Source organism: Gemmatimonas sp., assembly GCF_044376735.1.
In the GTDB taxonomy this organism is placed as follows: domain Bacteria; phylum Gemmatimonadota; class Gemmatimonadetes; order Gemmatimonadales; family Gemmatimonadaceae; genus Gemmatimonas.
Genome location: NZ_JBILKJ010000003.1, coordinates 14,635 through 41,336, shown reverse-complemented (window position 1 = coordinate 41,336; position 26,702 = coordinate 14,635). Strand labels below are relative to the sequence as shown.

Genomic DNA, 26,702 nt, shown 5'->3' with positions numbered 1-26,702 from the left:
ACGAAATGTACCCGCGGGACTTCAACGCGTGACCGTCGAACCGAAGGCCGGTGCCAACGTTGGCGGCACCTGCCCTTTCATCCGTTCGAGTTCCCGACGAGCCTGCGGGGCCAGCGCGCTGGTGGGATAGTCCACGAGGAGTGTTTCGAAGCGCGTGATGGCGCCCGCTTTGTCACCGGCGGCCAACAAGGCACGGGCCGAGGCCAGCAGCGCTTCCGCCGCTTCCGGGCTCTTGGGCCATGTAGCGACGATGCGATCCCACAGCGTCATCGCGCCGGCTTTCGGTGACAGCCGCGCCGCCATGGAGAGCAGCGCTGGTGCTGCCGGCCCGACCGAGTCGGACAAGGCAATGAATCGCGCCGCGGCACCGGCCGAATCGCGACGGGCGAGAGCCAGAAATGCGGCGCCGAGACCCGGCGATTGATCCACCCGGGTACGGGCCAGCACGCCGAGGGCATCGACCAACTCGCCGCGCTGTGTGGCGGCACGGACGAGCCGCTTTCGCGCCGTGGCCAAGTCGCCGTCGTACAGGGCGAGCCAGCCGGCGGTTTCGTCGTCGTCTTCGAGATCGGTGCCCTTCACCGCCGCCTTGGCCCGCGCCAGATCGCCCGCCCGCAGATAGGCACTCACCAGCGGGCGTGCCATAGCCGACCGCGCCGTTTCATCGAGCAGCGCACCCGATGCATCGATGCGCCGCTGCGCCTCCGAGGCACGACCGAGTTCCCCGAGGGCGGCGATTTCAATGGGGAGTAGGGCGCGCGCACGGACCGCATCAGTGCCCGGTCCTTTTCGCGACACGAGCTGCAGCGCACCCATCGCATCGCCCGCATTGAGCGCGGCCTGCGCGGCGCGCTGCTGCGCCTCGAGATCACCACGCTTCTCGAGCACGGCCGTCCATGCGTCACGCGCCACCAGCCACGACTGCGCCAGTTCGGCGCGCTCACCGAAGGCGCGCCACGCGGCCGAGGTGGAGTCGTCGGCCTTCACCGACGCCAACGCGAACCAGGCGCGCCGGGGCTCGCCCCACGCCAATTCGAGAGACGACAGCAACCGACGCGGCGCCAACAGCGCCGGATCGGCCAGCAGCACCGTGCGAATGGAATCCCGCGTGGGCGCCGGGGCGCGATTCAGCGCGAACATGGCCGAGGTTTCCAGATACGGTTCGTCGCGAAGCGCCTCGCGGAACGCCACGGCAGCGGCGTTCCATCGCCCCAGCGCCACATGCAACTGCGCCACTTCACCGGAGAGGGCCCCGCCGCTCCCCAGCAATCGACCGGCCTCACCGAGCACGGAGTCGGCCGCCTGCGCGCGTCCCTGTTGCAACAGCAAGCGGGCGTATTCGCGGAACGGCGCCCCGTCAGCGCCGGACGCGCGACGCCACGCGGTGAAGGCGAGTCGTGCGTCGTCATCGCGCCCGATGCCGACCAGCGCGCGCAGCTGGATACTCCGCGCCACCGGATCGGTGGGACGCAACTGCACCACGCGCTGCACGACGGGAATGATGGAGTCGCGCATACCCAGCTCGGCCCACACACGCTCGAGTCCCAGCAGCGACAGCGCCACCTTGTCGCCGTCGGCATTGCCGGGAATGAGGGCGCGCTGCAGCACCTCGCGATAGGCAAGCGCGGCCTTCTTCAGGTCGCCCTTGTCTTCGGCATCGAGCGCGGTGCCCAGTGCATCGGTGGAATCCACGCGCGTGGCCGGCGGACGGATGCCGCCCTGCGCCTGCGCGCCGACGAACGGCGCCGTGAGCAGACCGAGCGTGAGCGCGACGAGCACGCGAGGCGACGCGGCCGACATCGCGGGCCCCTTACGGCGGCGTCGTGCCATTGAGCTTGCGGAAGTACTCGATCACGATGCGACGCTCGTCGGGGCCGAGGCCGCGCAGTTCATTCCAGGTGGGCGGCGCGAACTTGTTGGCCGCCTTCCCCGACTGCGCGCCGTCGACGCGCCCCGAGGCGCCATTGCCGTTGGCGGCCTTGGCTTCACGCGGGCCCTGATCGTCGCGCTCATCTTGCTCCAGGAAGCGTCCGGCATCGAGCAATCGGCGATAGAGCTGCTGCTGACGGGCCGCCACGGCGGGATCGATGCCGTTGCGTTCGATCTGCTGGGCCAGCGTTTGCGCTTCCTTGGCCAAGGCATCGGTGCGACCGGTTTGGTCGGCATCCGACACGTCGTTCAGGGAACGCGCGACATCCCGCTGCTGCTTGGCGAGCACGCGCGACTGCTGCCGCGCCGCGTCACCCTTGGCGCCACCGGGGAGCATGTTGAGCCCCTGCATCTGGCCGTTGAGCTGCCCCTGCTGCTGCGCGAGCTGCTTGAGCTGCTCCATCATTTCGGTGAAGCCCGATGCCGACTGCGCCCCGTTCATCTTCTCGCGATCGCGCACCAGCGACGACAGCGCTTGATTGAGCGCTTCGCTGGCGTCCTTCATGGCGTTCTGGGCCTGCTCGCTGCCACCGGGCTGCCCCGACTGCTGCATCTGCTGCGTGGCCTGCTCCACTCGACGCTGCGCTTCGCCCATCGCCTTCTGTGACCGCTGCGAGAGCAATGACGAACTGCGCCCGGCCTTCTCGAGCCGCTCGGCCGCCTGCTGCACGCCCTGCTGCAACGCACTCTGTTCGCCCTGCATGCCCTGCGCGCCTTGGCTCCGGGCCTTCTGCTCGAGTTCCGACTGCTGACGCGCCAGCTGCATGGTTTCGTTGATCGACTGATCCAGCTCGTTCGACAGCTCGGTCTTCCAGGCGTCGACCTGCGCGTCACGCGCGGCCGACAGCTGCTGCGCGGCCTTGTCCATCGCGTCGGCCGCCTGTCGGGCCTGCTCACCGGGGTTGCCCTGCTGCTGGCCGCCCTGCTGCTGGCCGCCCGGCTGCTGGCCTTGCTGACCGGCCTGCGGTTTGCCGCCCTGCTGGCTCTGCCCCTGCTGTCCGGGCTTCGGCGTGCCTTGCTGCCCCTGTTGGCCGTTCGGCTGTGCGCTCGACTTCTCGGCGCCCGGCTTCTCGCCAGCCTTGGCGTCGCCCGGCTCGCCGGCCTGCTTCTGCGCTTGCGCCTGCGCCGCCTTCTGCATGGCGTCGGCGGCCTGATTCACCAGCGGCTGCGCGGCGCGCGTCTTCGACGCCCCCGGCTTCGCACCGGCTTCTTCCAACCGCTTGGCCAGCGCCTGCACTTCGCGCTCGAGCTCACGGGCCCGATCAGCCAGCTCCTTCGGATTGGAGGGCGCCCCGTCGCTCGGCGGACGGCCTTCACTCGGCCGTCCATCCATGCGGTCGGCCGTCTGCTTCTGCGCGCGCGCCAAATCCTTGGCATCGTCGCGCAGCGTCTGCATCGCCCCTTCGAGCGCCGCGCGCTTCAGCATCTCGGCGCTCTTCTCCAGCTGCTCACGCATCTGCTTCTGCTGCTCACCGAGCTGCTGCATCGACTTCTGCGCCTCGGTGCCGCTGAGGCGATCGGAATTCTTGTTGAGCTCCTCGAGCTGTTTCTGCATCTCGGGGGTCATCGCATCGCGCAACATTTTCTGGATGTCCTTCATACGCGACGCCAGCGCGGTATCGAGCGCGTTCGCGTTCTTGAGTCGCGACTCGAGCTCCTTCGCATTCTGCCGCAGCGAATCCACCTTGGCACCGAGCTGCTGCTGATCGCGCGCCAGCTGCTTTGCCTTTTCGGCGGCCGAGAAGCTCATCGACTGGCTCTTGCCACCTTCGCTCTTGGCAGCGCCGTTGGCCTTGGCCTCTTCCGACGAGCCGCCGCCCTTGAGATCGCGATTGCGCGCCGCGTTGTCGGTGTTCTGCTGGAGTCGCTTCTCCTGTTGCGCCAACCGTTGCGCCTGCGACGCCAGGGAATCGGCCAACGCACGCGCCATCGCGCGCTGTTCGGTGAGACTCGGTACGCGCAGCAACACTTCGGCGCTCACCGTGGTCTGACGCCACGGCGAATCGTCGGTGGCGATGGCGGTGACGTGCAACCGATCACCGGGTTCGAGCTTGCGCCCGTCCAACGTGATCGACGCCCCGCCCTCGAACAGCGGCGACGACGGCGAGGCCACGTCGATGCGCTCACGCGTTACCGCGCCGGTGGCGCCCGCACTCTCGCGCCACACCTGCAGCGACACATTGCTCACGCCGTGATCATCACTGGCGTCGACGTACACGGGCACGATGCCGGTCGGACCGATCGCGGTATCGGACACCGGCGACACGATCGCGACCTCCGGCCGCTTATCGGGTACGACGGTAAACGCCAGCGCATCGGGCAGTTCGGGCGGTAGCGTGGCCGCATCGGCCTGCGGAGTGGCCGACGCGATCCAGCTCCAGCTCCCGTCGTGGTCGAGCGGAAGAATGGCCGACACCGCCGCGCCGTTCACCGAGGCGGGGAATCGGACGGTGTCACGACCATCGGTCAGCATCGCCTGGCGGGCGCCGCCGCGTAGCCTCGCGGTCACGCGGACGCGCGTGCCACGCGGCACGCGCAGCGGCGGTACCGGCTCCATCGATTCGTCGGTTCGGCCGAGATACGCCGGATAGTCCGCGAACAGCGCGACGTCACCGATCCAGCCGCGGTCGGCCACGGTGATGATGCCGTTCAGCTCCGGGGCGCGTCCGTCGTTCACCCGCACCGTAATCGGTGCCGACACGGCACCGAGGGCCAGCGTGACGAGTCCATCGGCGCCGACGACGAGCGTGGTGTCACGCCACCCCTCCCCCTCGGCACGACGCGAGACGGTCACACGCGTGCGCCCCTCGGCGCGCACGCGCACCGACACCGGCATGCCGCGTGGGACGAGCGTGGGGAGTTTCTCGAAGCCGAGCGCCGGCAGCAGGGTGCCGCGCCACGCGCGCACCGGGTGCACGGTGGCGGCGAAACCGTCGGGTGCTGTGCGCGCCGACCATGACAGCGCGCCAACCGTGCTCGCCGCCACCACACCGGCGACCAACACGCCGCGGCCGACGCGCTGCGCCACCTGCGGTGCCAACGCCCCCGGTGCCAGACGACGCACCACATCCTGCGACGCGCGCGCGCCCAGCACGCCGGCGCCGGCCACTTCGAGCGCCCCACGCAGTGAACCCGCACGCAAGGCCTGCTCGCGTTCGATCGCGGCGGCCAGCGAGGCGAGTGACAGCACATCCCCATTACGCTGCCGCAGCGCCCACACGAGGCCCGCGGCCGCAGCCAGCGCGCCGCCCCACATCGCGATCGGCACGGCGCGCGGCAACGTCATCCAGCGTCCATCGGCCATCAGCCAGGCGCTGGCCACCAAAGCGAGCGCCACGACGCCGATCACGGCCAGCACCACGGCGGCCATCGAGCGCGCCCGCAGCGTGGCCTGTTCACGGGCGAGTCGCGCGCCGAGCGAATCCGACGGCTGCGCGGTGGTCCGGAGCGCCGGCGCGGTCATGGCGTCACCCGGCTCGTTACCGCGTAGGTAAACAGATTCACGCCCATGCGGATGGCCTGTTCGTGGAGCATCGGCGGATCGGGATAGGTGCCCACGTCTTCCCATCCGTTGCCGAGGTCGGCGGAGTAGGTGTAGTACACGGCGAGTCGGTTGCCGATGAAAATGCCCATGCCCTTCGCCGGCTTCCCGTCGTGCTCATGCACTTTGGGCGGACCGTTTTCGAAGTCGTACACGAGATGGTAGATCGGATGGCTGTGCGGCACATCGACCAGCGGCCGGTCGGGAAACACCCGCTTGATCTCACGACGAAAGCTGTCGTCGAGGCCGTAGTTGTCGTCCACATGCAAGAAGCCACCGCGCGTGAGGTACTCGCGCAGTCGCTTCACTTCGATCTCGCTGAGCTTCATCTCGCCGTGTCCTGTGATGTGCAGGAACGGAAAGTCGAAAAGCGCCGAATCGGTGAAGGTGACCTTGGCTTCCACGCGCTCGATCGGCAGCGCGGTGCGCTCGGCGATCTCACGAATGAGATTCGGCAAGCTGGACGGATTGGCATACCAATCACCACCGCCTTCGTACTGCACGCGGGCGATGGCAAGACGACCGGGCCCACGCCCCGTGTGCATCGGCGTGAACGCCAACGACACGCCGGCGACGGCGGCAAGCAGGACAACGCGAAGGGAACGACGGACCGGAAGCCGCATCAGGTATCGTGGGCGAGTCGGTAGGCGAGATTGCGGCTGGCACCATGTTCGTCCATGAGCCGCTGGACGATGTCGCGTGGACGGAACCCTTCCTCGCGTAGCGCCACGGCCACCGCCTGGAGGCCGTCTTCACTCGGGGCGACGACCGACGCGCCACCCAGAACGATCACGATTTCCCCGCGCGGCGGCGTGCCCTCGTAATACGCGGCCACCTCGTCGAGCGTTCCGCGTGTGACCTCTTCAAAATGCTTGGTCAACTCGCGGGCCACCGCGACGGGTCGGGTGGTCCCGGCGATGGCGGCCAGGTCACGCAAGGTATCGACCAGTCGGTTCGGCGACTCGTAGAGGACGACGGCATGCGGCAAGCGGGCGGCCAGCGCCAACTGCTCCTCGCGCTCCTTCCCCTTCCGAGCCGGGAACCCGAGCATCGTGAACGGGTGCGGCACCATGCCCGACGCCACGAGGGCGGCCAGCACGGCCGAGGCGCCCGGGATCGGCACCACGCGCACACCGGCCGTGGCCGCGGCCTCCGCCAAACGGGCGCCGGGGTCGGACACGAGTGGGGTGCCGGCATCGCTGATCAGGGCGATGGCGTCGCCCTCTTGCAGGCGGGCGACGAGCCGAGGAATGACGCTGGCTTCGTTGTGCTCATGCACGGCGATGGTCGGCGTGCCGATGCCGTAGCGGCTGAGCAGGGTGCGCGCGTGCCGGGTGTCCTCACAGCAGATCACTGCGGCTTCCTTGAGCACGGCGAGGGCGCGCAGGGAGATGTCGCCCAGATTCCCGATCGGCGTGCTGACGATGTGCAACGCCCCGGGGATGGCCGCGGACGGCCAGAGCGTCGCCGCCCGGTCGGCGAGATCGGAGGCGACAACCTCCGATTCGGCCGAGCCGGGCGCGTCGCCCACGTCGGTCAGGCGTGCTCCTTGAACTTCGCTTCGAGCGCCGGACGCGGAACCGCGCCAACGACCTGATCGACCAGCTTGCCGTCCTTGAAGAACAGGATCGTCGGGATCGAGCGCACGTTGAAGCGCGCGGCGGTCCGCTGGTTGTTGTCGACGTCGAGCTTGGCGACCTTGGCCTTGCCCGCGTACTCGGTGGCCAGCGATTCGACGATCGGCGCAATCATGCGGCACGGCGCGCACCACGTCGCCCAGAAATCCACGACCGCGAGCCCTTCGATCTGCTCGATCTCGGCCGCGAAATTGTCATCCGTCACTTCAACTGCGTTCGCCATCAGATGCTCCGTTGGCGCAGCGCCCGGCCTTTACCGGTTGCTCTCGCGCCCGTCTGCAGGATTAGAATTCGGGATGCGTTCACGCCCGCAACCACACCGCCGACCATGACCGATTCCGTCCGCCGCGGCACGCGCATCGCCCACATTGGGATCGCCGTGCGTGCCCTCGACGAGCTGCTTCCTTTTTACCGCGATGTCCTCGGCATGCCCGAGGTGCCACTCGACGATGCCGACGGTGCCGCCATCGTGGGACTGGCGGCCGGCGAATCGCTGGTGGAGCTCCTCGAAGCGAAGTCCGACGAGTCCCCGATCGGCAAATACGTCGCCAAGCGGGGCCCCGGCATTCACCACGTCTGTTTCTCGGTCGACGACCTCGACGGCACCTTGCAGCGCTGCCGTGACGCCGGCCTCCGACTTATCGATGAAACGCCACGCCTGGGAGCGGAGGGGAAGCGCATCGCGTTTCTCCATCCGAGCGCCACCGGCGGGGTGCTCGTTGAACTGTCCGAATACTAGTCTGGGTGTCCAGCGTCACCAGTCCAGTGCGCTCCCGGCCGGCGCGGCCGGGTCCGCCCACGGGGTCAGCGGCAGAACTCCTTCAGCGGGAGGAGGTTGATGTCCTCCACGAACCAGCGATTGCCGGGCCCACTCACGGTCAGGATCGAGGTTTTCGCGCTCCGCTGTGCCTGCGAAAGCTCGAGCTGGAACTCCTGACGCCCGCCCGTCTGCAGCCTGGGACGATCTTCCAGGAACACCCATTTGTCGTGCGTCAGGGTGCACTGCATGATGATGAGGCGTTTCTCGAGATCCTCGCGCTTCATCTGGTCACGCGCGGCTCCTTTCGACGTGCCCCAGAGCGCGCTCATGGTCTGGAGGTCCTGCGCCTTCACGGCTTTGAGGAAGCCTTCCACGGCGGACTTGCCCGTGGCCGCCCCCACCGCGTCCGGCGCATCGCCGCGTACGGACGGCGCCGTGGCACCGGGGATCGACGTCTCGGTGCTCTGGATCGTTCGGGTGCAGGCGCTCGCCCCCGTCGTCGTCGCGATCAGCAGCGAGTACATCAGGACACGGTTTCGCATCATCTTACGCGGAACGTTCTGCAGCACGCAGGCCTCCTACCCACGGTGTTGACCATCGTGACGGATCGGCATCGCGCGGCCCCGTCCTTCACAGGCACCGCTGGCGCTTCCGTCCGTTCGTCGGGGGGAAAGGTACCCCACACGTTCTTCTACCGGATACCCCACTGATGTCGCTTCGCTACCAGCGCCTGTATGTGAACATCGATCACGTCGCCACAGTCCGGCAGGCGCGTCGCGGCGCCGAGCCCGATCCGGTGGCGGCCGCCGCGCTGTGCGAGCAGGCCGGGGCCGACGGGATCACCGCCCACCTGCGGGAAGACCGGCGACACATCCAGGATGCCGACATCCACCGGCTCGCCTCGACGGTCACGACCGCGCTCAATCTGGAGTGCGCCGCGACCGAGGAGATGCTGGCGCTTGCCGAGACGCTCCGCCCCCTGGCGGTGACGCTGGTCCCCGAGCGTCGCGAAGAAGTCACCACCGAGGGCGGCCTCGACTTGGTCCGGGCGGCGGCGCACCTCGGCGCCTCGATCGCGCGTCTGAAACGTGTGGGGGTGCGGACGAGTCTCTTCATCGATCCGGAGGCGGCGGCGGTGCGGGCGGCGCATGCGTTGGGAACGGATGCGGTCGAATTGCATACCGGACAGTATGCGCACGCCCCGGCGGACCCGCGCACCCTTCGGGCGCTGGCTGATGCCGCCGCACTGGCGTCGTCCCTGGGAATGGCCGTCCATGCCGGGCACGGCCTGTCGGTGCACAACGTCGGACCGGTGGCGGCCATTCCGGAGATCGAGGAATTGAACATCGGGCACGCCATCGTCGGGCGCGCCATCTTTGTAGGGCTGGCGGGCGCCGTGCGCGAGATCCGTCAGGCTATGGACGATGCCCGCGAAGCCGACCGCTTCTAGTGCATCACCGGATTCACTTTTTTCGCCCGAGCTGCCGAGCATGAGCGCACCGCACGCCCTCATCGAGTTCTTCCAGAAGGAAGCGATGGAGTATCTTGGCCGCCTCGACCAGCTGATGGCCCTCGCGGACGACCAAACGCCGGATTCCGCCGCGTTTCTCACCAACGCGCGCGCCCTGCGCGGCAGCGCGACCATGACGCGACTCGAGGGGCTGCCGGATCTCGCCTCCACGATCGAGCGGATCGCGACCGGCTTGCGTGATAACGAACTGCGATGGGATCAGCGGCTGCACTTCGCCGTGCGCGGCGCGCTGGTGGAGTTGCGTTCGCTCGTAGAGCGGGCGGGCGAGTGGACCGAGGCCGACCAGCGCCATAGTCGCACCCAGTCGGTGGCCCTGGCGGCGGTGGCGGCCGGCTACCTCTCCACCGACACGCCGGCCGCCTCGCCGGCCACGCAGGTGGTGCCGATTGCGCGGTTCTTCCCTGACGACGGCATGCCGGCCATTCTGCAGCGCAGCGCCGAGCCGCCGATTACGCTGGCCGAGCGCTTTCGCACCGATATCGCCGCCGCGGCCGATGGCGTCGCGCGCGAGTCGGCCGCCCTGGCCAGCAGCGACGCTGGCGCCTCGCAGCTCGCCCTCGCCGACGGTGTCCGTCGTGCCTTGCTCGGCTTGGCCGACGTCGCCGAGAGCTATGGCGCCGCCAGCATTGCCAACATGGCCACGCGCATGGCACGCGCGCCGCTGGCGTCGCCGACCGAACGCCACGGCGTGCAGAGCGTGGCGCACCTGCTGATGGATCGCGAGATCAGCGACCAGCAGCTCGCGCAGCAGGTCAAGCAGGCGAGCATCACCTGGGCGGGGGGCTCGCCCCCGGTACAAGCCGTCCCCCCCGCCACGATTCCCGTGGAAAGCCTGCTCTATCGTGGACACTCGGCGATCACGCGGGCGCGTCGGGTGCGCGACGAACTCAAGGTGCACTGGCAGCGCGGCACGCTGGCCGAACCGGCGGCCCACGCGCTGTTCGAGGAGCTCTCCGACTTGCTGGATCTCGCGGTGACGACGTGAGCGCTGGCTCGAGGCATCCGCGGTGAAGCTGGATTGGAAGAGCGGGCTCGGGATCGCGTTCAGTGCGGTTCTGCTCTGGTGGACGTTGCGGGGCGTGAACCTCAGCGAAGTGTGGACGGTTCTGCGCACCTCGAACGTGTGGGTGTTCGCCCTCAGTCCAATCGTCGGCACCTGCATCTTCCCGCTGCGCGCGCGGCGGTGGCGTACGATTCTCGAGCCGGTCGCGGGACGCATTCCGTTCGGGCCCCTGTGGCGCAGCACCGCGATCGGCATGATGATGAACAACGTCTTCCCCCTTCGCGCCGGTGAGTTCGCCCGCGCGTTTTCGATCACGCGCGAAGTGCCACGCGTGGCCCTCACGACCGCGCTCGGTTCGCTGGCGGTCGATCGGATTTTCGATGCCATCGTGATCTTCGGGATGATGTTCGCGGCGATGCTCGATCCACGCTTCCCCTCTGGCGTGACGCTGGCCGGCCGCACCGTGCCCGAACTCGCGCAGGTCGGCGTGGGCGCGATGTTGGCGTTGCTCGTCGTGTGCTATGCCATGGTCATGCAGGCGCCGCGCGTGCTGTCGATGGTGCGCTGGGTGGCACACCGCGTGCTGCCGCGATTCGAGGATGTCGTGGTGGGCTTCGTCGAAAACGCGATGGGAGGGCTGGCCGTGCTCCGCGATGGCCGACGATTTCTGGCGGTGCTGCTGTGGGCCATCGCGCACTGGGTCGTCAACGCGCTGGCGATGTACGTCGGGTTTGTGGCCTTGGGCATGGATGTGCCGCTCAGCGCCGCATTCTTCCTACAGGGCGTGGTCGCGCTGGCCGTCGCCGTACCGAGTTCCCCCGGCTTCTTCGGAGTCTTCGAGCTGTCGTCGGTGCTCGGCCTGGCCGTGTACGGTATCGGCGACAAACTCGCCGTGAGCTGGGCGCTCGCGTATCACCTGCTGAGCTTCATTCCGATCACGATCATCGGGGCCGTGTATTTCGCGCGACTGGGACTGAGCGTGGGTACGCTCAGTGGCAAGAGCACCGAACTCGCGCCGATCGACCATCCATGACCTCCGCATCGCGCACCGAGCGCGCGCACGCCAAGATCAACCTTGTGCTGCGCATTCTGGCCCGTGAAGCGAGTGGCTACCACGGCATCGAAACGCTGTTCCAGTTGCTCGAACTGCATGACCTCGTGCACGTGCGCGTGGGGACCATGGCGCCGTCACTGTCCTGCGCCGGCCCCACCATGCCAGCCGGAGGGCTCGGCCCGGTGGAGCAGAACCTCGCATGGCGTGCGGCGGTGGCGTATACCGAGGCGAGCGGTTGGAGCACGGGCTGGGCGATCGAGATCGAGAAGCAGATCCCGGTGGGCGGTGGACTCGGTGGTGGCAGTGCCGACGCGGCCGCGGTGTTGCGTGCCTTCGAGGCGCTCAGTCCCACGCCGCTGGGCATGCCGCGGTTGCTGCAGATCGCCGGGACGCTCGGCGCCGACGTGCCCTTTCTCGTGAGCGGCGCATCGCTGGCATGGGCATGGGGGCGCGGTGACCGTCTGCTGCCACTTCCGGCGCTACCGACGGCCACCGTGTTGCTGGCCGTCTTCTCCGATGGGGTGAACACCGGCGCCGCCTACGGGGCGTTCGCCCGCGCCCGCGAGGCACGCGGCGACACTGCACAGGCGTTGGCGTATCCGGCCGGTGCGTTCTCGTCGTGGGCATCGATCGCCGCCCTCGCGACGAACGATTTCGAACCCGTCGTGTGCGAGATGCACGCGGGCGTCGCGGGCATTTTGCCGCTCCTCCGCGACATGGCCGCGACGGCGAACCGCGACGGTGCCACCGCCATCGGCATGATGAGCGGGAGCGGAGCCACCTGCTTCCTGCTGCACCACGGCGAAGGGGCGCTGCTCGCTAACCCGCCGATGGCGTTCCGCGCGACCTTCACCCGCTGAGCCGCGCCACGGGCTCACCGTCGCCCGCGTCGGAGCGAACACACAGACCGTGCCCACCGCGTCGGCATGACATCGCCGGGAAGCCCCTGCCGGATGGACGGGGGCGTATCAGGCCAGAGCCACCTGGGCGGCCGGTGTGCGACGATCACCCGTCTGCTCATACTCGCCGTCAGCCTGAAGCTCCCACGCCGTGCCATCGCGGCGATACGCGTCAAGAATGGCATCGAGCCGCGCGTGGAACGACGCGCCAAGCACCGGCACCAGCACCTCAACCCGCCGCCGGAGATTGCGTGATCGCAGATCCGACGAGCCGATGAGATACTCCGGATGGCCGTCATTCTCGAAGCGGTAGATCCGCGAATGTTCGAGCAGCTGTCCTACGACCGAGGTCACCCGGATGCGGTCAGAGACTCCGGGAACGCCAGGGCGCAGGATGCAGATACCGCGCACGATGAGCTCCACCTGGACGCCCGCCTGCGAGGCCTTCTCGAACGCGTGGACCATCTCACGATCACCGAGTCCATTGATCTTGATCGTGATGCGCGACGGCTTCCCGGCTCTCGCGTGGTGAATCTCGCGGTCGATGCGGTCCAGCAGTCCCGTCAGCAACTGATGCGGCGCCACCAACGCACCATGCGGCAACGCCGCAGGCGGTGCGTGATGCTCCGTCAGGCCGGCAAACAGCACCTGCATCGCGTCGGCCAACTCGGGGCGCGCCGAAAACAGGCTCAGATCGGTGTACTGCCGTCCCGATCGCGGATTGTAGTTGCCAGTGCCCACGTGCACGTAGCGCACCGTCGCGCCGCCCTCGGCCCGCGTGACCATCGCCACTTTCGCGTGCACCTTGAGCCCGGCGATGCCGTACGTCACCTGGACACCGGCAGCTTCGAGCGCACGCGACCACTGCACGTTGTGTTCTTCGTCAAAGCGCGCCTTGAGTTCCACCACCACCGCCACGCGCTTCCCCGACGCCGCGGCCCGAACCAACGCGTCCACGATCGGCGACGGATTGCCCACGCGATACAGCGTCGCGGCGATTGCCGTCACGTCCGCATCGTCAGCCGCCTGTTGAAAAAACCGAACGACGCTGTCGTCGAAGCTTTCGAACGGATGGTGCAACAGCAGGTCGCCATCGCGCAGCAGGGCGAACATGGAGCGATCGCCCACGGGCCGCCGCGTGCGCCGCGGCGGAAATTCCAGCGACGGATCCTTCGGCAGCGGGAGGGACTGCAGGCAACGCAGATCAAGGAGTCCGTCCACGTGCTGCACCGCATCCACGGTGAGCTCCATGTCGCGGCCGATTGCCTCGCGCCTCAGGGTTTCGAGAATCAGCGCGCCCACCGCGTCGGGCATACGGCGCTCGACTTCCACCCGAACGGCCGGGTTGTGCACGCGCCGCTCGGTCGCCAGCGCCACGGCACCGAGCAGGCTGCCGGTTTCATCATCCATGATGGGGAGATCGCCGCCGCGCGTCACGCGGAAGAGATACGCGCTCTCGACGATCGTGCCCGGATGCAGCAGATGCGCGTGGGCCCGCAGCACCTCCTCGATGGCGATGACCGCACCCGCACGATCCGGCACCGTCAGCAACCGCGGCATGTGGCTCGGCAGATCGTGCTCGGCGAGCCGTACGCGCTCGCCCGGGGCCAGGCGGTAGAGCACGGCGAGGAATAGCCCGAGATGCGGCAAGTGCGGCAACGGATGCCCGGGACTGAGCGTGATCGCCAACGGGCGCAGGTCGGGCTGAATCTCCTCGAGATACTGCACGCGGAGCAGATCCTGCTCGTCGCTCGTCAGTTCACTCCATGCCAGCAGGCGCACGCCAGCCCGCTCGGCCTCGCGCAGACAGTCCGCGGCGCAGCGCGTCTGGCGCGCGAGGAGTTCGTCGATGCCGCGCTCCACCGCCCGCAGTCGCTCGACAGCGGGCCCCGCGTCGTCGATGGCCGCACGGCGCAGCTCAGCCATGCGCACCATGTACAGCTCATCGATGTTGCTGGTGACGATGCCCAGGAAGCGAAGCCGCTCGAGCAGCGGCACGGCGTGATCTTCGGCCAACGCGAGGACTCGGCGCTGAAACGCCAGGAGACTCAGTTCGAGGTCGATCTCCACGTGAGCAGAGGAAATGGTGGGCAGTCGGAACTCGCGAGACGGGACGCGAGCGAAGCTACCGTCCGCGCGGCCATATTGCAGCATGCCCGAGCGATTCGACCTTCCTATGCAGTTCACGCCGCGCCCGGGCGACCCCGCCCCGCGTCGCATCCGGCGGATCGGACGTCTCGTTGCCATCCTGGGGGTGGCCGTGATTTTCATCGCCCTGCTCTGGGTGTTCACCGGCATTCCCTCGCCGGTGGCGACCGCCATGGACGACGCGATGTGGGCGCCGTGCCCGGCGCAGTACCAGGCCGCCCGCACGGCCGTCGATTCCGGGCTGGCGGATGGCTACGTGCTGCGTCCGCGCACGCGCTTCGAGCGGGCGATCACCTGCGGGAGCGAGCGGCGGCGGCGCGCGGCGGCACCGCGCTGATCGGGCGCGTCTTTCGTCGGTGGGCGCAGGGGTGGATTATTCGGCATGCCCACCACCCTCCCCGCTGTCCCGACGATCGACGATATCCGTGCCGCTGCCGTGCGCATTGCGCCGCACGCTCAGGTCACGCCCCTGCTCACGTCTCCGGCCCTCGACGCGCGCGCCGGCGGCCGCGTGGTGCTCAAGGCCGAGGTGCTGCAGCACACCGGTTCGTTCAAGTTGCGCGGCGCACTCAATCGCTTGCTGCAACTGACTGACGACGAACGGTCGCGCGGCGTCGTGGCGTACTCGTCGGGCAATCACGCACAGGCGGTGGCGTACAGTGCCACGTTACTTGGCCTGCGGTCGGTGATCATCATGCCGAAGGATGCGCCGGCGCTCAAGATCGAGCGCACGCGTGCCTTCGGCGGCGAGGTGGTGCTGTACGACCGCTACACCGAAGACCGCGTAGCCATTGGCGGCGCGATTGCGGCGGAACACGGGCTCACGATCGTACCGCCCTTTGAAGACGCACACATTGTGGCCGGACAGGGCACCCTGGGCCTCGAGGCACTGACCCAGGCGACAGCGATGGGCTACACGCCCGATACGCTCCTGGTCTGTTGCGGTGGTGGCGGGCTGACCGCCGGTTGCGCCATCGCGGCGGAGAGCGTGTCCCCGTCAACCGTGGTCCATCCGTGTGAGCCGGCCGAGTTCGATGATACGGCGCGTTCATTGCGACTGGGATATCGCGTCGGGAACGAACCGGGCAAGCGCTCGATCTGCGATGCGATCGTCACCGAGATTCCCGGGGAGTTCACCTTTTCGATCAATCAGCCGCGTGTGGGTGCCGGCCTTACGGTCACCGATGACGAGGTACTGGCGGCGATCGCGTTCGCGGTGCGCGAACTCAAACTGGTGGTAGAGCCGGGTGGCGCGGCCGCGCTGGCCGCGTTGCTGGCCGGCAAAATCGAGACAGCCGGGCGCACCACGCTGGTCGTGGTCACGGGAGGCAATATCGATCCGGCGATGCTGTCGCGGGCGATCGGTGTCCACTGACGCCGCAGCGACCGTGCTGGTGCTGCCCGGTCTGTACGACTCCGGACCGGCGCATTGGCAGTCGCGGTGGCAAGCGCAGGCCACCACGCTGCTCGTTGAACGTGTGGTGCAGCAGGACTGGGCAGCGCCGCGCTGCGCCGACTGGGTGGCGCGGCTCACGCACGTGCTCAGCGAGAGTACCCACGATGTCGTGCTGGTCGCGCACAGCAGTGCCTGCGCCATGGTCGCCCACTGGGCACGCGAGGCACCGCAGGCGCTCCTGATGCGGGTGCGTGGCGCGCTGCTGGTCGCGCCCAGCGATCCGTTGGCGGCCGTGTATCCCAGTGGCCCCACGGGGTTCGCGCCGGTGCCGCTACACACGCTGCCCTTCCCGAGTACCGTGGTCGCCAGCCACACCGACGAATACGTGGCATTCGCGCAGGCGGAGCACTACGCCGCCGCATGGGGCAGCCGCCTGTGGGATCTGGGCGACGCCGGGCACATCAACGCGGAGGCCGGATACGGCGCGTGGCCCGAGGGCTGGCGTGCGGTGGAGGAGATGGCGGCGGCCCCGCACTGCCGGGTGGCGCGGTACGCTGACGTGCCGGCGCTGACGGCGTTGATTGATGCCTCGGTGCGTCGGCTGGCCGCGGAGTACTACTCGGAGGCGCAGATCGCGTCGTCGCTGGACTACGTGTTCGGCGTGGACTCGAGTCTCATTCACGATCACAGCTACTACGTGCTCGAGCAGCGCGGCGTGCTTGTGGCCGCCGGCGGCTGGAGCGATCACCAGACGTTGTTCGGCGGCGATCAGTTCCAGCATCGCGGCGAAGGACGCCTCGATCCCGCCACATCGCCGGCTCGCATCCGCGCCTTCTACGTGCACCCCGATCACGCGCGGCGCGGCTATGCAAAACGACTGCTGGGCGTGTGCAGCGCCGCCGCCGAACGCGCGGGCTTCTCGAGGCTGTCGCTGATGTCGACGCTCCCGGGCGAGCCGTTGTATCGGGCGCTGGGGTTCGTGCCGGAGGCCGGCGTGGACTACGCCATGCCCGACGGGACCACGCTGCCGTTGATCCCGATGACGAAGGCGATTGGGTAGGGCTCGACGACGGCAACGGCAAAAGCAACAGCAACAGCAAAAAACCCCTGCCAGAACACGGAGATCACGGATCACACCGAAACGGCCACGGATAAGCGAACAGCGCTTTTTGCTTATCCGTGTTTTTTCAGTGTATTCGGTGCCATCCGTGTTCCGGCTGTTCCGAAGCTTTCGGGACCACCACGCGCCCGAGGATGAGCACAGGGACCAAGCCCGAAGCCAAAAAGCCCGAACTGGTGTTTCATTACGCAGGCATTGCCCGCTCAACGAGTCCGTTCACATCCGATACCCGAAGCAACCCATGAACGTTTCCGCCCACGCCGCCCGCTTTGCCGCCGGCACGGCCCTGCTGTTCGCCGCCGCCACCACCGCCGGCGCCCAGGCTACCCAGCCCGACTACGCCGCAGCCATGCACCGCGAGCACATGAACGAGACGCCCACGGCCTCGGCCGGCGCCCGCATCGCACCGCGTACCGATGTCGTGGGTGAGACCGTGACCTACGCCACGATCAACGGCAAAGCCATCAAGGGTTTCCTCGCCAAGCCGGCCGCCGGCGCCAAGACGGGCAAGGCGATCATCATGGTGCACGAATGGTGGGGGCTGAACGACGGCATCCAGGCCATGGCCAAGCGATATGCGGGCGAAGGCTATACCGTGCTGGCCGTCGATCTGTTCGGTTCCGTGGCCACGACGCCCGACGCCGCCATGAAGCTCTATCAAGCGGGCATGGCCGACATCGCCGGTGGTGAGAAGAACCTCGGCGAGGCCATCACGTACCTCAAGAAGGCCGGCGCCACGTCGATCGGCTCCGTAGGCTACTGCTACGGCGGCCACTGGTCGCTGCGCACCGGCCTCGTGGGCGGCGCCAACCTCAGCGCCGTGGTGATGTACTACGGGGCGCCGATCACCGATCCGGCACAGCTCGCGCGACTCAAGGCGCCGGTCTTAGGCCTCTTCGGCGGCAAGGACACGGGCATCCCCCTCGACAGCGTGCGCGCCATGGAAACGGCCATGAAGAAGGGGGGCCGCACCGTCACCATCAACGTGTACGCGAATGCCAACCACGCCTTCGCCAACCCCACCGGGCAGGCCTACGACAAGACAGCCGCCGAAGACGCCTTTGCCAAGACCGTGGCGTTCTTCAAGGCGAACCTGAAGTAGCCGGCCCTTAATCGAGGTCACGCCGCCCCACACGCGTGACCTCGTCCGTCGGTGGCGATAGATTCGGGACATGACTACTCGTCGCGATTTTCTCGTTACCGGCGGCGCCGCCCTCGGCGCGCTGGCGATCGGCCCGAGCGCGCTAAGGGCCCTGCCCGGCCTTAAGCCGCTCCCCGCGCTGTACACCGACGCGGCCACCCGCGAACTCATGATGGAGGCGCTCGACGCCGCCAAGCGCTACGGCGCCTCATGGGCCGACGTGCGCATCTCGCGCAATCGCAACAACAGCATTCAGACCCGCGAGCGACAAGTCACCGACGTCGTCGACACCGACACCATGGGCTGCGGTGTTCGCGTGCTGGTGGACGGCTGCTGGGGCTTCTGCGCCACGCAGGAGCTGACCAAGGAAGGCGTCGGCACTGCCGCGCAGGAAGCGGTCGCCATCGCCAAGGCCAATCGCATTGCGCGCGACCGACGCGTCGAACTCGCACCGTCGCCCGCGCATCCGAACGCCACGTGGCGGAGCGCCTATCAGATCGACCCGTTCACCGTGCCGGTGGAAACCAAGGCCGATCTGTTGTTGCGCGCCAACGCCGAAGCACTGAAAGTGCCCAACGTGCGCTTCGTGAACTCCGGTCTCTCGTTCGTGAAGGAAGAGCGCAACTACGCGAACACCGACGGCTCCGTGATCACGCAGGACTACGTGCGCAGCTGGGTCACCATGAGCTGCACCGCCGTGGCCCCCGATCGCTCCGGCACCGCGGTGCGCGGCCCCGAAGTGGTGCAGCCCGCCGGTCGCGGCTGGGAGTACGTGCTCGAAGCTGACATCGTGAAGAACGCCACCAAGTGGGGTGAGGAAGCCGCCGAAAAGCTTACCGCCAAGCCGGTGGAGCCGGGGCGCTACGACCTCATTCTGCATCCGTCGCAGCTCTTCCTCACCATTCACGAATCGCTCGCGCACCCCACCGAGCTCGATCGCGCCATGGGCTACGAGGCCAACTACGCCGGCACCAGCTTTATGGCGCCGCCGGAGAAGGTGCTCGGTTCGCTCAAGCTGGGACCGCCCATGATGAACCTTGTGGGCAACCGCGACGAAGTCGGCGCGCTCGCCACCATTGGCTACGACGACGACGGCGTGCAGCCCGACACCTTCCACATCGTGAAAGACGGCATCCTCAACGACTACCAGACCACGCGCGAACAGGCGCCGTGGCTGTCGTCGTGGTACGCGAAAAATGGTAAGCCGGTGCGCTCGCACGGCTGCTCGTACGCACAGAGCTGGGCCGATGTGCAGTTCCAGCGCATGCCCAATGTGTCGCTACAGCCCGGCGCGAAAGACTTGAGCTGGGATGATCTCATCGCCGCCACCGACAAAGGCATCGCCATGATCGGCCGCGCCTCGTATTCCATTGATCAGCAGCGCTACAATGCGCAGTTCGGTGCGCAGCTTTGCTACGAAGTGCGCAAGGGGAAGATCGTGGGCCAGGTAAAGGACGCCGCCTACCAAATGCGCACGCCGGACTTCTGGAACACCCTCGACATGCTCGGCGGCAAAAGCAGCTACGAGTTTGGCGGCACCTTCAACGACGGCAAGGGGCAGCCAGGCCAGGCCAACGCCGTGAGCCACGGTTGCCCACCCACGCGCTTCAAGAACGCGAACATCATCAACACGGGACGTACGGTATGAGCGAATCCATGAGCGACACGAAAGCCATGGCCGCCATCGGCGTGCTCTCGCGGGAACAGGCGCAGGCCATCGTGGAGCGCGCGGTGAAGCTGTCCAAGGCCGACGCTGTGCGGGTGTCGGTGAACAGCGCGCGCGAAACGAATTTGCGCTTTGCCGACAATCAGATGTCCACGTCGGGCGTGACCACCAACAGCACGATCCGTATTCAAAGCGTGTTCGGCAAACGCAAGGCCAGCGTGGTCACCAACGATCGCAGCGACGAGGGATTGCGTCGCGCCGTCGAGCAGTCGGAGGCGCTCGCGCGACTGGCACCGGAAGACCCCGAGTATCTCGGCGAGCTTCCGCAGCAAACGTACACGCCAGTGAACGCGTGGTTCGACCGCACCGCCGATCTCTCGGCCGAAGATCGCGCCACGGCCGCGATGACGGCGCTCGCGCCGGCCCGCGCGGCGAAAGATCTCACCGTGGCCGGCTTCATCATTTGCAACGCGAGTGCCAGCGCCATCGGTAACAGCGCCGGTCAGTTTGCGTATCACCGCGGCACGAGTGCCAACTATACGCTCACCGCGCGTACCACCGACGGCACCGGTTCCGGCTGGGTGGGCAGCGAAAGCAACGACTGGAGCGCCATCGACTTCCAGTCGGTGGCCAACCGCGCCATCGATAAGGCACGTCGCTCGCGCAACCCGGTGGGCATCGAGCCCGGACGCTACACCGTGATCTTCGAGCCCGAAGCCACGGCCAATCTCGTGAGCCTCATGGGTGGAGCCTTCCAGGCGCGCTCGGCCGACGAAGGACGCTCGGCGTTCTCAAAGGCCGGTGGGGGCACAAGACTCGGTGAGAAGATTCTCGATGAACGTGTCTCACTGATTTCTGACCCGGCTGACCCGCTCATTCTCGGGTCCCCGTTTGACGGCGAAGGCATGCCCACGGGGAAGCAGACGTGGGTGCAGAACGGCGTGCTGAATCAGCTCGCGTACAACCGCTTCTGGGCCAACAAGCAAGGCAAGACGGCCACCGGCGGCGCGCAGTCGCTGCGCATGGCGAGTGGCAAGGACACCATCGAGTCGATGATCGCCAGCACCACGCGCGGTGTGTTGGTCACGCGCTTGTGGTACCTGCGTCCGCTCGACGCCCGCACGCTCATGTACACCGGCCTCACGCGCGACGGCACCTTCCTGATCGAGAACGGCAAGATTGCGCGCTCCATCAAGAACTTCCGATTCAACGACTCGCCGCTGTTCATGTTGAACAACCTCGAAGGCGTCGGCGCCGCCGTGCGCACGGCCGGCGGTGAAGGTGGTCCCGGGGTGGCGATGCCGCCCATCAAGGTGCGCGATTTCAACTTCTCCAGTTCGTCGGACGCGGTATGATCGACCCACGCGCGGCGCGCCGCATGCAACTCGCGACGCGCGCCGCCGTGAGCGTGTTCGCGCTGGGTGTCGTCTTCTTTGCCGGGCCACGTCCCAGCGTGAAGTGGACCGACACAAGCCCGTACGCGGCCACGATGCACGTGGTCGCGACGGCGCTACCCGATAGCATTGCCGAATTTCCGGCGTGGTTCGCGACGCAGGAGCGCGCGGCGGGTGTCACCGACCCCGACGTCGCGAAGCGTGTCGTCTTTGCCGACGCCTCGAATCCCGCGAAGACACCGTGGAGCGTGGTGTACATCCACGGCTTCTCCGCCACTCGGCAGGAAACGTCACCGCTTAGCGAGGAGGTGGCGCGTGCCCTCGGCGCCAACCTCTACGAAACACGGCTGCGTGGTCACGGCCTGCCGGGCGATTCGCTGGGACACGTACAGGCACGCGACTGGATGAGCGATGCCGCCTTCTCGCTCGACGTGGCCCGTCGGCTCGGCGATTCGGTGCTCGTGATCGGCACCAGCACCGGCGGCACGCTAGGCGTGTGGCTGGCCACGCTGCCCAAGCCCGTGCGCGAAGGGCTGCGGGCGCTCGTGCTGGTCTCGCCCAACTTCGGCCCGAAAGATCCCGCCGCCGGCCTGCTGACGCTGCCATGGGCCGAGGTCGTACTGCCGCGCTTCATTCCGCAGCGTGAGTGGACCGCGAAGAATGAGGAGCAGAAGCGCTTCTGGACCATGCGGTACCCGTCCACCGCACTCTTCCCGATGCAGGCGCTGGTCGAACACGTGCGCGAGGCCTCGTTGAATGACTACGACGTGCCGACGCTGGCCTTTTACAACGAAGGCGATCAGGTGGTGGATGCGAAACGCACCACCGCGTGGCTCGATGGGCTCGACGCAGAAGGCACGGTGAAAGCAGTGCGCGTGATGGTCGTCCCCGCCAATGGAGAAGACGGCCACGTCATTGCCGGTCGTATCGTGGCCCCGAGTCAGACCGCGACCTTTCGCGATCGCATTGTGGCGTTCGTGCGGAGGTAGTCGGCACCAAGCCCTGACTCGCCTACATGACGCGAGTCAGGGCTCGCGGAGCCTGATCAAGCCTTCCTGCGCCACCGACGCGACCAGCGTGCCGTCCTGCTGGAAGATCTCGCCGCGCACGAAGCCACGCGCACCCGCCGCCGCCGTGCTGTCCATGCTGTACAGCAGCCACTCGTCGGCACGGAACGGCCGGTGCATCCAGATGGTGTGGTCGAGCGACGCGAGTTGCAGGCGTGGATCGCGGTACGACACCTGATGCGGCAGCAGCGCGGTGGGCAGGAAACCATAGTCCGACGCGTACGCCACGATCGCCTGATGCGTGATGGCGTCGTCGGGGAGTGCCTCGATCACGCGGAACCACACGAACCGCTTCGATCCGCGCGACTCATCGGTGCCCGGAACGTGTGAGGTGAACGAGCGGAAGTCGATGGGACGGTCCTGCGTGAGCACCGTACGCAGTTCCGGCGGCAGCACACCGGCCCGCTCGCGGATCTGGTCGAGCTCCGGCATCAGGTCTTCGGGCGGCGGCACGTCGGGCATCGTGCTCTGATGCTCGAGGCCGTCGATATGTACATGAAACGAAGCCGACAGATGGAAGATCGCCTCGCCATGCTGGATCGCCGTCACGCGTCGGCTGGTGAAGCTGCCACCATCGCGCGGACGGTCCACGAAGAACACGATCGGGGCCTTGAGATCGCCGGCGCGCAGGAAGTACCCATGCACCGAGTGCGCCTCGCGCGGCTCGTCCACCGTGCGACGCGCCGCCACCAGCGCCTGGGCGAACACCTGCCCGCCGAACACGCGGCCGGTGCCGAGATCGCGGTTCTGCCCGCGATAGATGTTGACCTCGAGCTTCTCGAGCTCGAGTAACGACAGCAATTCCTTGACGACGCTCATGACGGGGAATATGCGCGCGAGTTGTGGCCGACGCGACGCGGCGGTAGCATGGGCGCATGAATCGTGCGCTTCGCTCCTTCCTGTTGGCGTTGGTCTGTGCTGTCGCCGCCTGGTCGCTGGCCCGCACCAAGGGCGCGTCGCCGCCGACGCGTCCTGCGCCGGCGGCCGCCCCGGCGGCCGTTCCAACACCGACACCATCCGGCCCGGCGTCGTCCACCAGCTCGGTCGGCTTCCGCTCCACCGCCCGCTTGGCCGAGCACTACGAGAAGCACGGACGGGAGTTCGGGGCCATCTCGCAGGCCGAGTACCTGCAGCGTGCCCAGCAGCTGCGTGACGCGCCGGTAGGGGGTGACGTCGTGGAGGTGGTCCGCCAATCCGACGGGATCATCTCCCGCTTCGACCGCGGCAGCGGTGCCTTCCTGGCCGCCGACCCCGACGGCACGATCCGCACGTTCTTCAAGCCCAACGACGGGGAGGCCTACTTCCGCCGTCAGGCCCGTCGCTCCCCCCGATCCTGAGCCAAGGCGAAGGCACCGATGATCAGCGCCGACCAGCTCCTGGAGCAGTGGGCCCGAACCGCAGACGACGTGGAGCACGGTTACGCGCTCACCTACGAGGACTACCTGAACGACCTCGACGTCCGGCGGGCCCTCGACGACGCCCCCCTCCCCCATTCCGCCCGGGAGCAGTTGGCGAGCCTCGACGCCCGCTTCAAGGCGGCCACCTTCCCCTCGGGCGAGTGCGTCTGGGGGGTGGAAAACGAGGAGGCCGAAGGGTGGGATCGGGTCACCCACTGGTACTACTGGCGGCTGCCGACGCACCCCGGACCCGCCTTTCACGCAGACTGACCGATTAGCTTTCAGGGCTATGTCGCAAAGTCCCGACTCCCCGGAAGCCAGCGTCAGCCTGTCCGAGCGCGTTCGCGCCGCGACTGAGCTGCTCGAACAGTTCGCCGTCAACCGAGCCGAACTGCTCCACATCTCCGACGACGATCGCAATCGCCTGCTCAAGGCCGCCGGCGAGGTGTCGCGTCCCGACGCGATCCTGCGCCGTCAGATGGTGAAGGCGACCAAGCGGAAGAAGCGCGTTGAGCGAACGATGCGCGTGCAGGAGGCGGAGTCGCAGCTGCAGGAAACCGGTATTCGCCGCCTGCGCCGTCAGACGGTGTTTACCACCCCCAACTATCTGCCCCCCGCTACCGACGAGCAGACCACCGTTGAGGTTGAGCCGGACTTCCGCGAGGCGCTGGAAGAGCAGCATTGCTACGTGTGCAAGCGCGACTTCACCGTGCTGCACCACTTCTACGATCAGCTCTGCCCCACCTGCGCCGAGTTCAACTATCGCAAGCGCGGTGAGTTGGCCGACCTGTCGGGACGCACCGCACTGCTCACCGGCGGCCGCGTGAAGATCGGCTATCAGGCCGGCATCAAGCTGCTCCGGTCGGGTGCGCGCCTCATCGTGACCACGCGCTTCCCGCGCGACTCCGCCGCACGCTACGCCGCCGAGCCTGACTTCGAGCAGTGGGCGCATCGCCTCGAGATCTTCGGGCTCGACCTGCGCCACACGCCGAGCGTGGAAGCGTTCTGTCATCACCTGATGGAAACGCACGATCGGCTCGACTTCATCGTGAACAACGCCTGTCAGACGGTGCGTCGCCCGCCCGATTTCTATAGGCACATGATGGACGGCGAGATGGCCGCCCTCAGCAGCATGCCGGAACAGGTGCGCAAGCTCTTGGGCGCCTACGAAGGCGTGCGGGGCTATCACATGCTCCCGGGCTCCACCGACGCCGAAGATGGCGAGATGCTCACCCCGAAAACGCTGCCCCGCGCGTTGGCCGAAGTGGCGGGGATAACGCACGCCGCGGAGCTGTCGCAGGTGGCGCTGTTGCCGGAAGAGCACACCGATCGCGGGCACCTCTTCCCTGAAGGCAAGCTCGATCAGGACATGCAGCAGGTGGATCTGCGCGACCGCAATTCATGGCGCCTGCTGATGCATGAAGTGCCGAGCGTGGAACTGCTGGAGGTGCAGCTGGTGAACGCGATCGCGCCGTTCCTGCTGAATGCGCGCCTCAAGCCGCTCATGCTGCGCACGCCGAATCGCGACAAGCACATCGTGAACGTGTCGGCGGTGGAAGGCCAGTTCTACCGCAAGTTCAAGACGACGCGTCACCCGCACACGAACATGGCCAAGGCCGCGCTCAACATGATGACGCGTACGTCGGCCGCCGACTACGAGTCCGACGGCATCCACATGAACGCGGTGGATACGGGCTGGGTAACCGACGAAGATCCCGTCCACATTGCGGAAAAGAAGGTGGCCGAACATCGCTTCCATCCGCCGCTCGACATCGTGGACGGCGCGGCGCGCATCGTCGATCCCATCATCGACGGCATCAACACCGGCGAGCATGTGTGGGGCAAGTTCCTGAAGGACTACACGCCTACAGACTGGTAGCCTCGCTCGAGCCGCATAGACGGTCAAAAAGCAAACAGCACAAGCAAAAGGTTCACGCGAAGACCGCGAAGACCGCGAAGAGCCGCGAAGCAACGCGAAGAACAGCATTTTTTTGTTTGTCTTCGCGTGCCTTCGCGGCTCTTCGCGGTCTTCGCGTGAACGAGCTTCTTGCTGTTTGCTTTTGCTGTTACCAGCTCAACCCACGCAGATACTCAAGATTTGTCTTCGCACTCGCCAGTTCATCGGCCGCCCCTTCCTGTTCCACGAAGCACGGCTTCTTCGCCAGCTCCGGCACAGCCGCCAGGAAGGCGCGCAGGTCGAACGTGCCCGCGCCGAGCTCCGTGTCCTTGGTCCGGTCGGCCACCACGTTCTTCAGGTGGAACGATCCGATGCGGTCCTTGTGGCGATTCAGAAAGTCCATCGGATCGCCACCGCCCATCAGCATGTTCCCCACGTCGAGCTGGAAGCGCACAAACTTGGGCTCCGTACGCTTGAGGAACACGTCGAGCGGAAACTCGCCTTCCACTTTCCGCTGATGATCCGGCTCGTTGTGCAACGCGAGCCAGATGCCCGCGCGGCGCGCCTCTTCACCGGCCGCGTTGAAGCGGTCGGCCCAGATCTTCCACGCGTCGAGTGACCGCTTCGTTTCACTGGGCAGGCTCGGCATCACCAGATACTGATGCCCCAGCAGCTTGGCCGTGCGCAGGCTCTCCGACCACTCGCTGAGCAGCGTTTCCGGCGCGATATGGGCCGACGTGGCCGTCAGTCCCTCGGCCTTGAGCGTCGCCTTCACCTGTTGCGGTGAGCGATCGAAATTCTTGAAGCTCCAGAGGAGCTCCACGTCGGTGTAGCCGATGGCGCGGATCGCCGCCAACGTCTTCTCCGGGTTCTCCTTCATGGCCTTCCGCACCGCGTACAGCTCGAGGCCGATGCGGTCCAGACGACCGGCGGCGGATGGGGCATCGCTGGCCCCGGCTGCACGGGCGGTCAGGAGCGCGCCGGCGCCAGTACCGAGGGCGGCGAGGAAAGAGCGACGGGGCATCGGGTTCGTCATGCCTTGAGGTTACCGGCGAAACACTGAACGCGCGACCGTGTGGGCGCGTAAGTTTTCCGAGAGTCCTTCCCACCTCCGGAGTCGAG

24 protein-coding genes are annotated in these 26,702 nt (G+C 67.4%); 15 read left to right on the top strand and 9 right to left on the bottom strand.

Features of this window, described 5'->3' with window-relative positions; translation table 11 throughout:
• Window positions 1–21 precede the first annotated feature (21 nt).
• Genes ACIRA7_RS00955 through trxA form a run of 5 tightly spaced genes read right to left on the bottom strand, consistent with a single transcriptional unit; the run spans window position 22 to window position 7,330 of the window.
• Window positions 22–1,830 carry a hypothetical protein gene (locus tag ACIRA7_RS00955; RefSeq protein WP_396218914.1) on the bottom strand — a complete coding sequence of 603 codons (1,809 nt, stop codon included), beginning with the start codon at window positions 1,828–1,830 and terminating at the stop codon, window positions 22–24.
• Window positions 1,811–5,392 (bottom strand): hypothetical protein, encoded by a 3,582-nt coding sequence (locus ACIRA7_RS00950; protein WP_396218913.1) that lies wholly within the window; start codon window positions 5,390–5,392, stop codon window positions 1,811–1,813. Before ACIRA7_RS00950 ends, ACIRA7_RS00955 begins: the two co-directional genes overlap by 20 nt.
• Complete coding sequence (locus tag ACIRA7_RS00945; RefSeq protein ID WP_396218912.1) at window positions 5,389–6,093, bottom strand: DUF4159 domain-containing protein; 705 nt, start codon at window positions 6,091–6,093, stop codon at window positions 5,389–5,391. The genes ACIRA7_RS00950 and ACIRA7_RS00945 overlap by 4 nt, the downstream gene beginning before the upstream one ends.
• Entirely contained in the window at window positions 6,093–7,001 is a 909-nt protein-coding gene (rsmI, locus tag ACIRA7_RS00940; protein ID WP_396218911.1) for a 16S rRNA (cytidine(1402)-2'-O)-methyltransferase, read from the bottom strand. The genes ACIRA7_RS00945 and rsmI overlap by 1 nt, the downstream gene beginning before the upstream one ends.
• Before the next feature lie 5 nt (window positions 7,002–7,006).
• On the bottom strand, window positions 7,007–7,330 hold the full coding sequence (gene trxA / locus ACIRA7_RS00935) for a thioredoxin (RefSeq protein ID WP_396218910.1): 324 nt from the start codon (window positions 7,328–7,330) through the stop codon (window positions 7,007–7,009).
• 105 nt (window positions 7,331–7,435) lie between these two features.
• Between trxA and mce the strand changes: the two genes are divergently transcribed.
• Entirely contained in the window at window positions 7,436–7,846 is a 411-nt protein-coding gene (gene mce, locus ACIRA7_RS00930; protein ID WP_396218909.1) for a methylmalonyl-CoA epimerase, read from the top strand.
• Window positions 7,847–7,911: 65 nt separating this feature from the next.
• Here mce and ACIRA7_RS00925 read toward each other — a convergent pair whose 3' ends face one another.
• The gene (locus ACIRA7_RS00925) at window positions 7,912–8,412 is read right to left on the bottom strand and encodes a hypothetical protein (protein WP_396218908.1); all 501 of its coding nucleotides are present in this window, start codon (window positions 8,410–8,412) and stop codon (window positions 7,912–7,914) included.
• A gap of 164 nt (window positions 8,413–8,576) precedes the next feature.
• Here ACIRA7_RS00925 and ACIRA7_RS00920 point away from each other — a divergent pair, with 164 nt between their 5' ends.
• Genes ACIRA7_RS00920 through ispE form a run of 4 tightly spaced genes read left to right on the top strand, consistent with a single transcriptional unit; the run spans window position 8,577 to window position 12,315 of the window.
• Window positions 8,577–9,317 carry a pyridoxine 5'-phosphate synthase gene (locus ACIRA7_RS00920; protein WP_396218907.1) on the top strand — a complete coding sequence of 247 codons (741 nt, stop codon included), beginning with the start codon at window positions 8,577–8,579 and terminating at the stop codon, window positions 9,315–9,317.
• 40 nt (window positions 9,318–9,357) lie between these two features.
• Entirely contained in the window at window positions 9,358–10,383 is a 1,026-nt protein-coding gene (locus tag ACIRA7_RS00915) for a hypothetical protein (protein WP_396218906.1), read from the top strand.
• A gap of 22 nt (window positions 10,384–10,405) precedes the next feature.
• On the top strand, window positions 10,406–11,434 hold the full coding sequence (locus ACIRA7_RS00910) for a lysylphosphatidylglycerol synthase transmembrane domain-containing protein (RefSeq protein ID WP_396218905.1): 1,029 nt from the start codon (window positions 10,406–10,408) through the stop codon (window positions 11,432–11,434).
• A complete protein-coding gene (ispE, locus tag ACIRA7_RS00905; RefSeq protein ID WP_396218904.1) occupies window positions 11,431–12,315 on the top strand; it encodes a 4-(cytidine 5'-diphospho)-2-C-methyl-D-erythritol kinase in 885 nt (294 codons plus the stop codon). The genes ACIRA7_RS00910 and ispE overlap by 4 nt, the downstream gene beginning before the upstream one ends.
• A 108-nt stretch (window positions 12,316–12,423) precedes the next feature.
• Here ispE and ppk1 read toward each other — a convergent pair whose 3' ends face one another.
• On the bottom strand, window positions 12,424–14,424 hold the full coding sequence (gene ppk1, locus ACIRA7_RS00900) for a polyphosphate kinase 1 (RefSeq protein ID WP_396218903.1): 2,001 nt from the start codon (window positions 14,422–14,424) through the stop codon (window positions 12,424–12,426).
• A gap of 82 nt (window positions 14,425–14,506) precedes the next feature.
• Here ppk1 and ACIRA7_RS00895 point away from each other — a divergent pair, with 82 nt between their 5' ends.
• The 7 genes from ACIRA7_RS00895 (at window position 14,507) to ACIRA7_RS00865 (ending at window position 22,208) form a co-directional block, all read left to right on the top strand.
• Window positions 14,507–14,839, top strand: a complete 333-nt coding sequence (locus tag ACIRA7_RS00895; RefSeq protein WP_396218902.1) for a hypothetical protein — start codon at window positions 14,507–14,509, stop codon at window positions 14,837–14,839.
• A 45-nt stretch (window positions 14,840–14,884) separates the two neighbouring features.
• Window positions 14,885–15,877, top strand: a complete 993-nt coding sequence (locus ACIRA7_RS00890; protein WP_396218901.1) for a threonine/serine dehydratase — start codon at window positions 14,885–14,887, stop codon at window positions 15,875–15,877.
• On the top strand, window positions 15,867–16,958 hold the full coding sequence (locus ACIRA7_RS00885; RefSeq protein ID WP_396218900.1) for a GNAT family N-acetyltransferase: 1,092 nt from the start codon (window positions 15,867–15,869) through the stop codon (window positions 16,956–16,958). The genes ACIRA7_RS00890 and ACIRA7_RS00885 overlap by 11 nt, the downstream gene beginning before the upstream one ends.
• Window positions 16,959–17,259: 301 nt before the next feature.
• Window positions 17,260–18,120 (top strand): dienelactone hydrolase family protein, encoded by an 861-nt coding sequence (locus tag ACIRA7_RS00880; RefSeq protein WP_396218899.1) that lies wholly within the window; start codon window positions 17,260–17,262, stop codon window positions 18,118–18,120.
• Between the two features lie 70 nt (window positions 18,121–18,190).
• Window positions 18,191–19,807 (top strand): TldD/PmbA family protein, encoded by a 1,617-nt coding sequence (locus tag ACIRA7_RS00875; protein WP_396218898.1) that lies wholly within the window; start codon window positions 18,191–18,193, stop codon window positions 19,805–19,807.
• Window positions 19,808–19,815: 8 nt separating this feature from the next.
• Entirely contained in the window at window positions 19,816–21,180 is a 1,365-nt protein-coding gene (locus tag ACIRA7_RS00870; protein ID WP_396218897.1) for a TldD/PmbA family protein, read from the top strand.
• Entirely contained in the window at window positions 21,177–22,208 is a 1,032-nt protein-coding gene (locus ACIRA7_RS00865) for an alpha/beta hydrolase (RefSeq protein ID WP_396218896.1), read from the top strand. Before ACIRA7_RS00870 ends, ACIRA7_RS00865 begins: the two co-directional genes overlap by 4 nt.
• 36 nt (window positions 22,209–22,244) lie before the next feature.
• Here the strand turns inward: ACIRA7_RS00865 and ACIRA7_RS00860 are convergent, their stop codons facing one another.
• Window positions 22,245–23,105, bottom strand: a complete 861-nt coding sequence (locus ACIRA7_RS00860; RefSeq protein ID WP_396218895.1) for an acyl-CoA thioesterase domain-containing protein — start codon at window positions 23,103–23,105, stop codon at window positions 22,245–22,247.
• Window positions 23,106–23,161: 56 nt separating this feature from the next.
• Between ACIRA7_RS00860 and ACIRA7_RS00855 the strand changes: the two genes are divergently transcribed.
• From ACIRA7_RS00855 to ACIRA7_RS00845, 3 genes are read left to right on the top strand one after another with little or no spacing between them, the layout of a single operon-like run.
• Complete coding sequence (locus ACIRA7_RS00855; RefSeq protein WP_396218894.1) at window positions 23,162–23,623, top strand: hypothetical protein; 462 nt, start codon at window positions 23,162–23,164, stop codon at window positions 23,621–23,623.
• 18 nt (window positions 23,624–23,641) lie between these two features.
• Window positions 23,642–23,953 carry a hypothetical protein gene (locus ACIRA7_RS00850; RefSeq protein ID WP_396218893.1) on the top strand — a complete coding sequence of 104 codons (312 nt, stop codon included), beginning with the start codon at window positions 23,642–23,644 and terminating at the stop codon, window positions 23,951–23,953.
• Window positions 23,954–23,972: 19 nt separating this feature from the next.
• Window positions 23,973–25,562, top strand: coding sequence for an SDR family NAD(P)-dependent oxidoreductase (locus ACIRA7_RS00845; protein ID WP_396218892.1), 1,590 nt, complete (start codon window positions 23,973–23,975; stop codon window positions 25,560–25,562).
• 187 nt (window positions 25,563–25,749) lie between these two features.
• Here ACIRA7_RS00845 and ACIRA7_RS00840 read toward each other — a convergent pair whose 3' ends face one another.
• Window positions 25,750–26,604, bottom strand: coding sequence for a sugar phosphate isomerase/epimerase family protein (locus tag ACIRA7_RS00840; RefSeq protein WP_396218891.1), 855 nt, complete (start codon window positions 26,602–26,604; stop codon window positions 25,750–25,752).
• Window positions 26,605–26,702: the final 98 nt, after the last annotated feature.

Excerpts from the sequence above, each read along its gene's own strand:
- mce (WP_396218909.1), top strand. The coding sequence starts at position 7,436 with ATGACCGATTCCGTCCGCCGCGGCACGCGCATCGCCCACATTGGGATC.
- ACIRA7_RS00890 (WP_396218901.1), top strand. The coding sequence starts at position 14,885 with ATGCCCACCACCCTCCCCGCTGTCCCGACGATCGACGATATCCGTGCC.
- ACIRA7_RS00840 (WP_396218891.1), bottom strand. The coding sequence starts at position 26,604 with ATGCCCCGTCGCTCTTTCCTCGCCGCCCTCGGTACTGGCGCCGGCGCG.
- ACIRA7_RS00925 (WP_396218908.1), bottom strand. The coding sequence starts at position 8,412 with ATGATGCGAAACCGTGTCCTGATGTACTCGCTGCTGATCGCGACGACG.
- ACIRA7_RS00860 (WP_396218895.1), bottom strand. The coding sequence starts at position 23,105 with ATGAGCGTCGTCAAGGAATTGCTGTCGTTACTCGAGCTCGAGAAGCTC.
- ACIRA7_RS00845 (WP_396218892.1), top strand. The coding sequence starts at position 23,973 with ATGTCGCAAAGTCCCGACTCCCCGGAAGCCAGCGTCAGCCTGTCCGAG.
- ACIRA7_RS00915 (WP_396218906.1), top strand. The coding sequence starts at position 9,358 with ATGAGCGCACCGCACGCCCTCATCGAGTTCTTCCAGAAGGAAGCGATG.
- ACIRA7_RS00855 (WP_396218894.1), top strand. The coding sequence starts at position 23,162 with ATGAATCGTGCGCTTCGCTCCTTCCTGTTGGCGTTGGTCTGTGCTGTC.
- ACIRA7_RS00870 (WP_396218897.1), top strand. The coding sequence starts at position 19,816 with ATGAGCGACACGAAAGCCATGGCCGCCATCGGCGTGCTCTCGCGGGAA.
- ispE (WP_396218904.1), top strand. The coding sequence starts at position 11,431 with ATGACCTCCGCATCGCGCACCGAGCGCGCGCACGCCAAGATCAACCTT.
- ACIRA7_RS00875 (WP_396218898.1), top strand. The coding sequence starts at position 18,191 with ATGACTACTCGTCGCGATTTTCTCGTTACCGGCGGCGCCGCCCTCGGC.
- ACIRA7_RS00950 (WP_396218913.1), bottom strand. The coding sequence starts at position 5,392 with ATGACCGCGCCGGCGCTCCGGACCACCGCGCAGCCGTCGGATTCGCTC.
- trxA (WP_396218910.1), bottom strand. The coding sequence starts at position 7,330 with ATGGCGAACGCAGTTGAAGTGACGGATGACAATTTCGCGGCCGAGATC.
- ACIRA7_RS00850 (WP_396218893.1), top strand. The coding sequence starts at position 23,642 with ATGATCAGCGCCGACCAGCTCCTGGAGCAGTGGGCCCGAACCGCAGAC.
- ACIRA7_RS00920 (WP_396218907.1), top strand. The coding sequence starts at position 8,577 with ATGTCGCTTCGCTACCAGCGCCTGTATGTGAACATCGATCACGTCGCC.
- ACIRA7_RS00945 (WP_396218912.1), bottom strand. The coding sequence starts at position 6,093 with ATGCGGCTTCCGGTCCGTCGTTCCCTTCGCGTTGTCCTGCTTGCCGCC.
- ACIRA7_RS00865 (WP_396218896.1), top strand. The coding sequence starts at position 21,177 with ATGATCGACCCACGCGCGGCGCGCCGCATGCAACTCGCGACGCGCGCC.
- ACIRA7_RS00955 (WP_396218914.1), bottom strand. The coding sequence starts at position 1,830 with ATGGCACGACGCCGCCGTAAGGGGCCCGCGATGTCGGCCGCGTCGCCT.
- ACIRA7_RS00895 (WP_396218902.1), top strand. The coding sequence starts at position 14,507 with ATGCCCGAGCGATTCGACCTTCCTATGCAGTTCACGCCGCGCCCGGGC.
- ACIRA7_RS00880 (WP_396218899.1), top strand. The coding sequence starts at position 17,260 with ATGAACGTTTCCGCCCACGCCGCCCGCTTTGCCGCCGGCACGGCCCTG.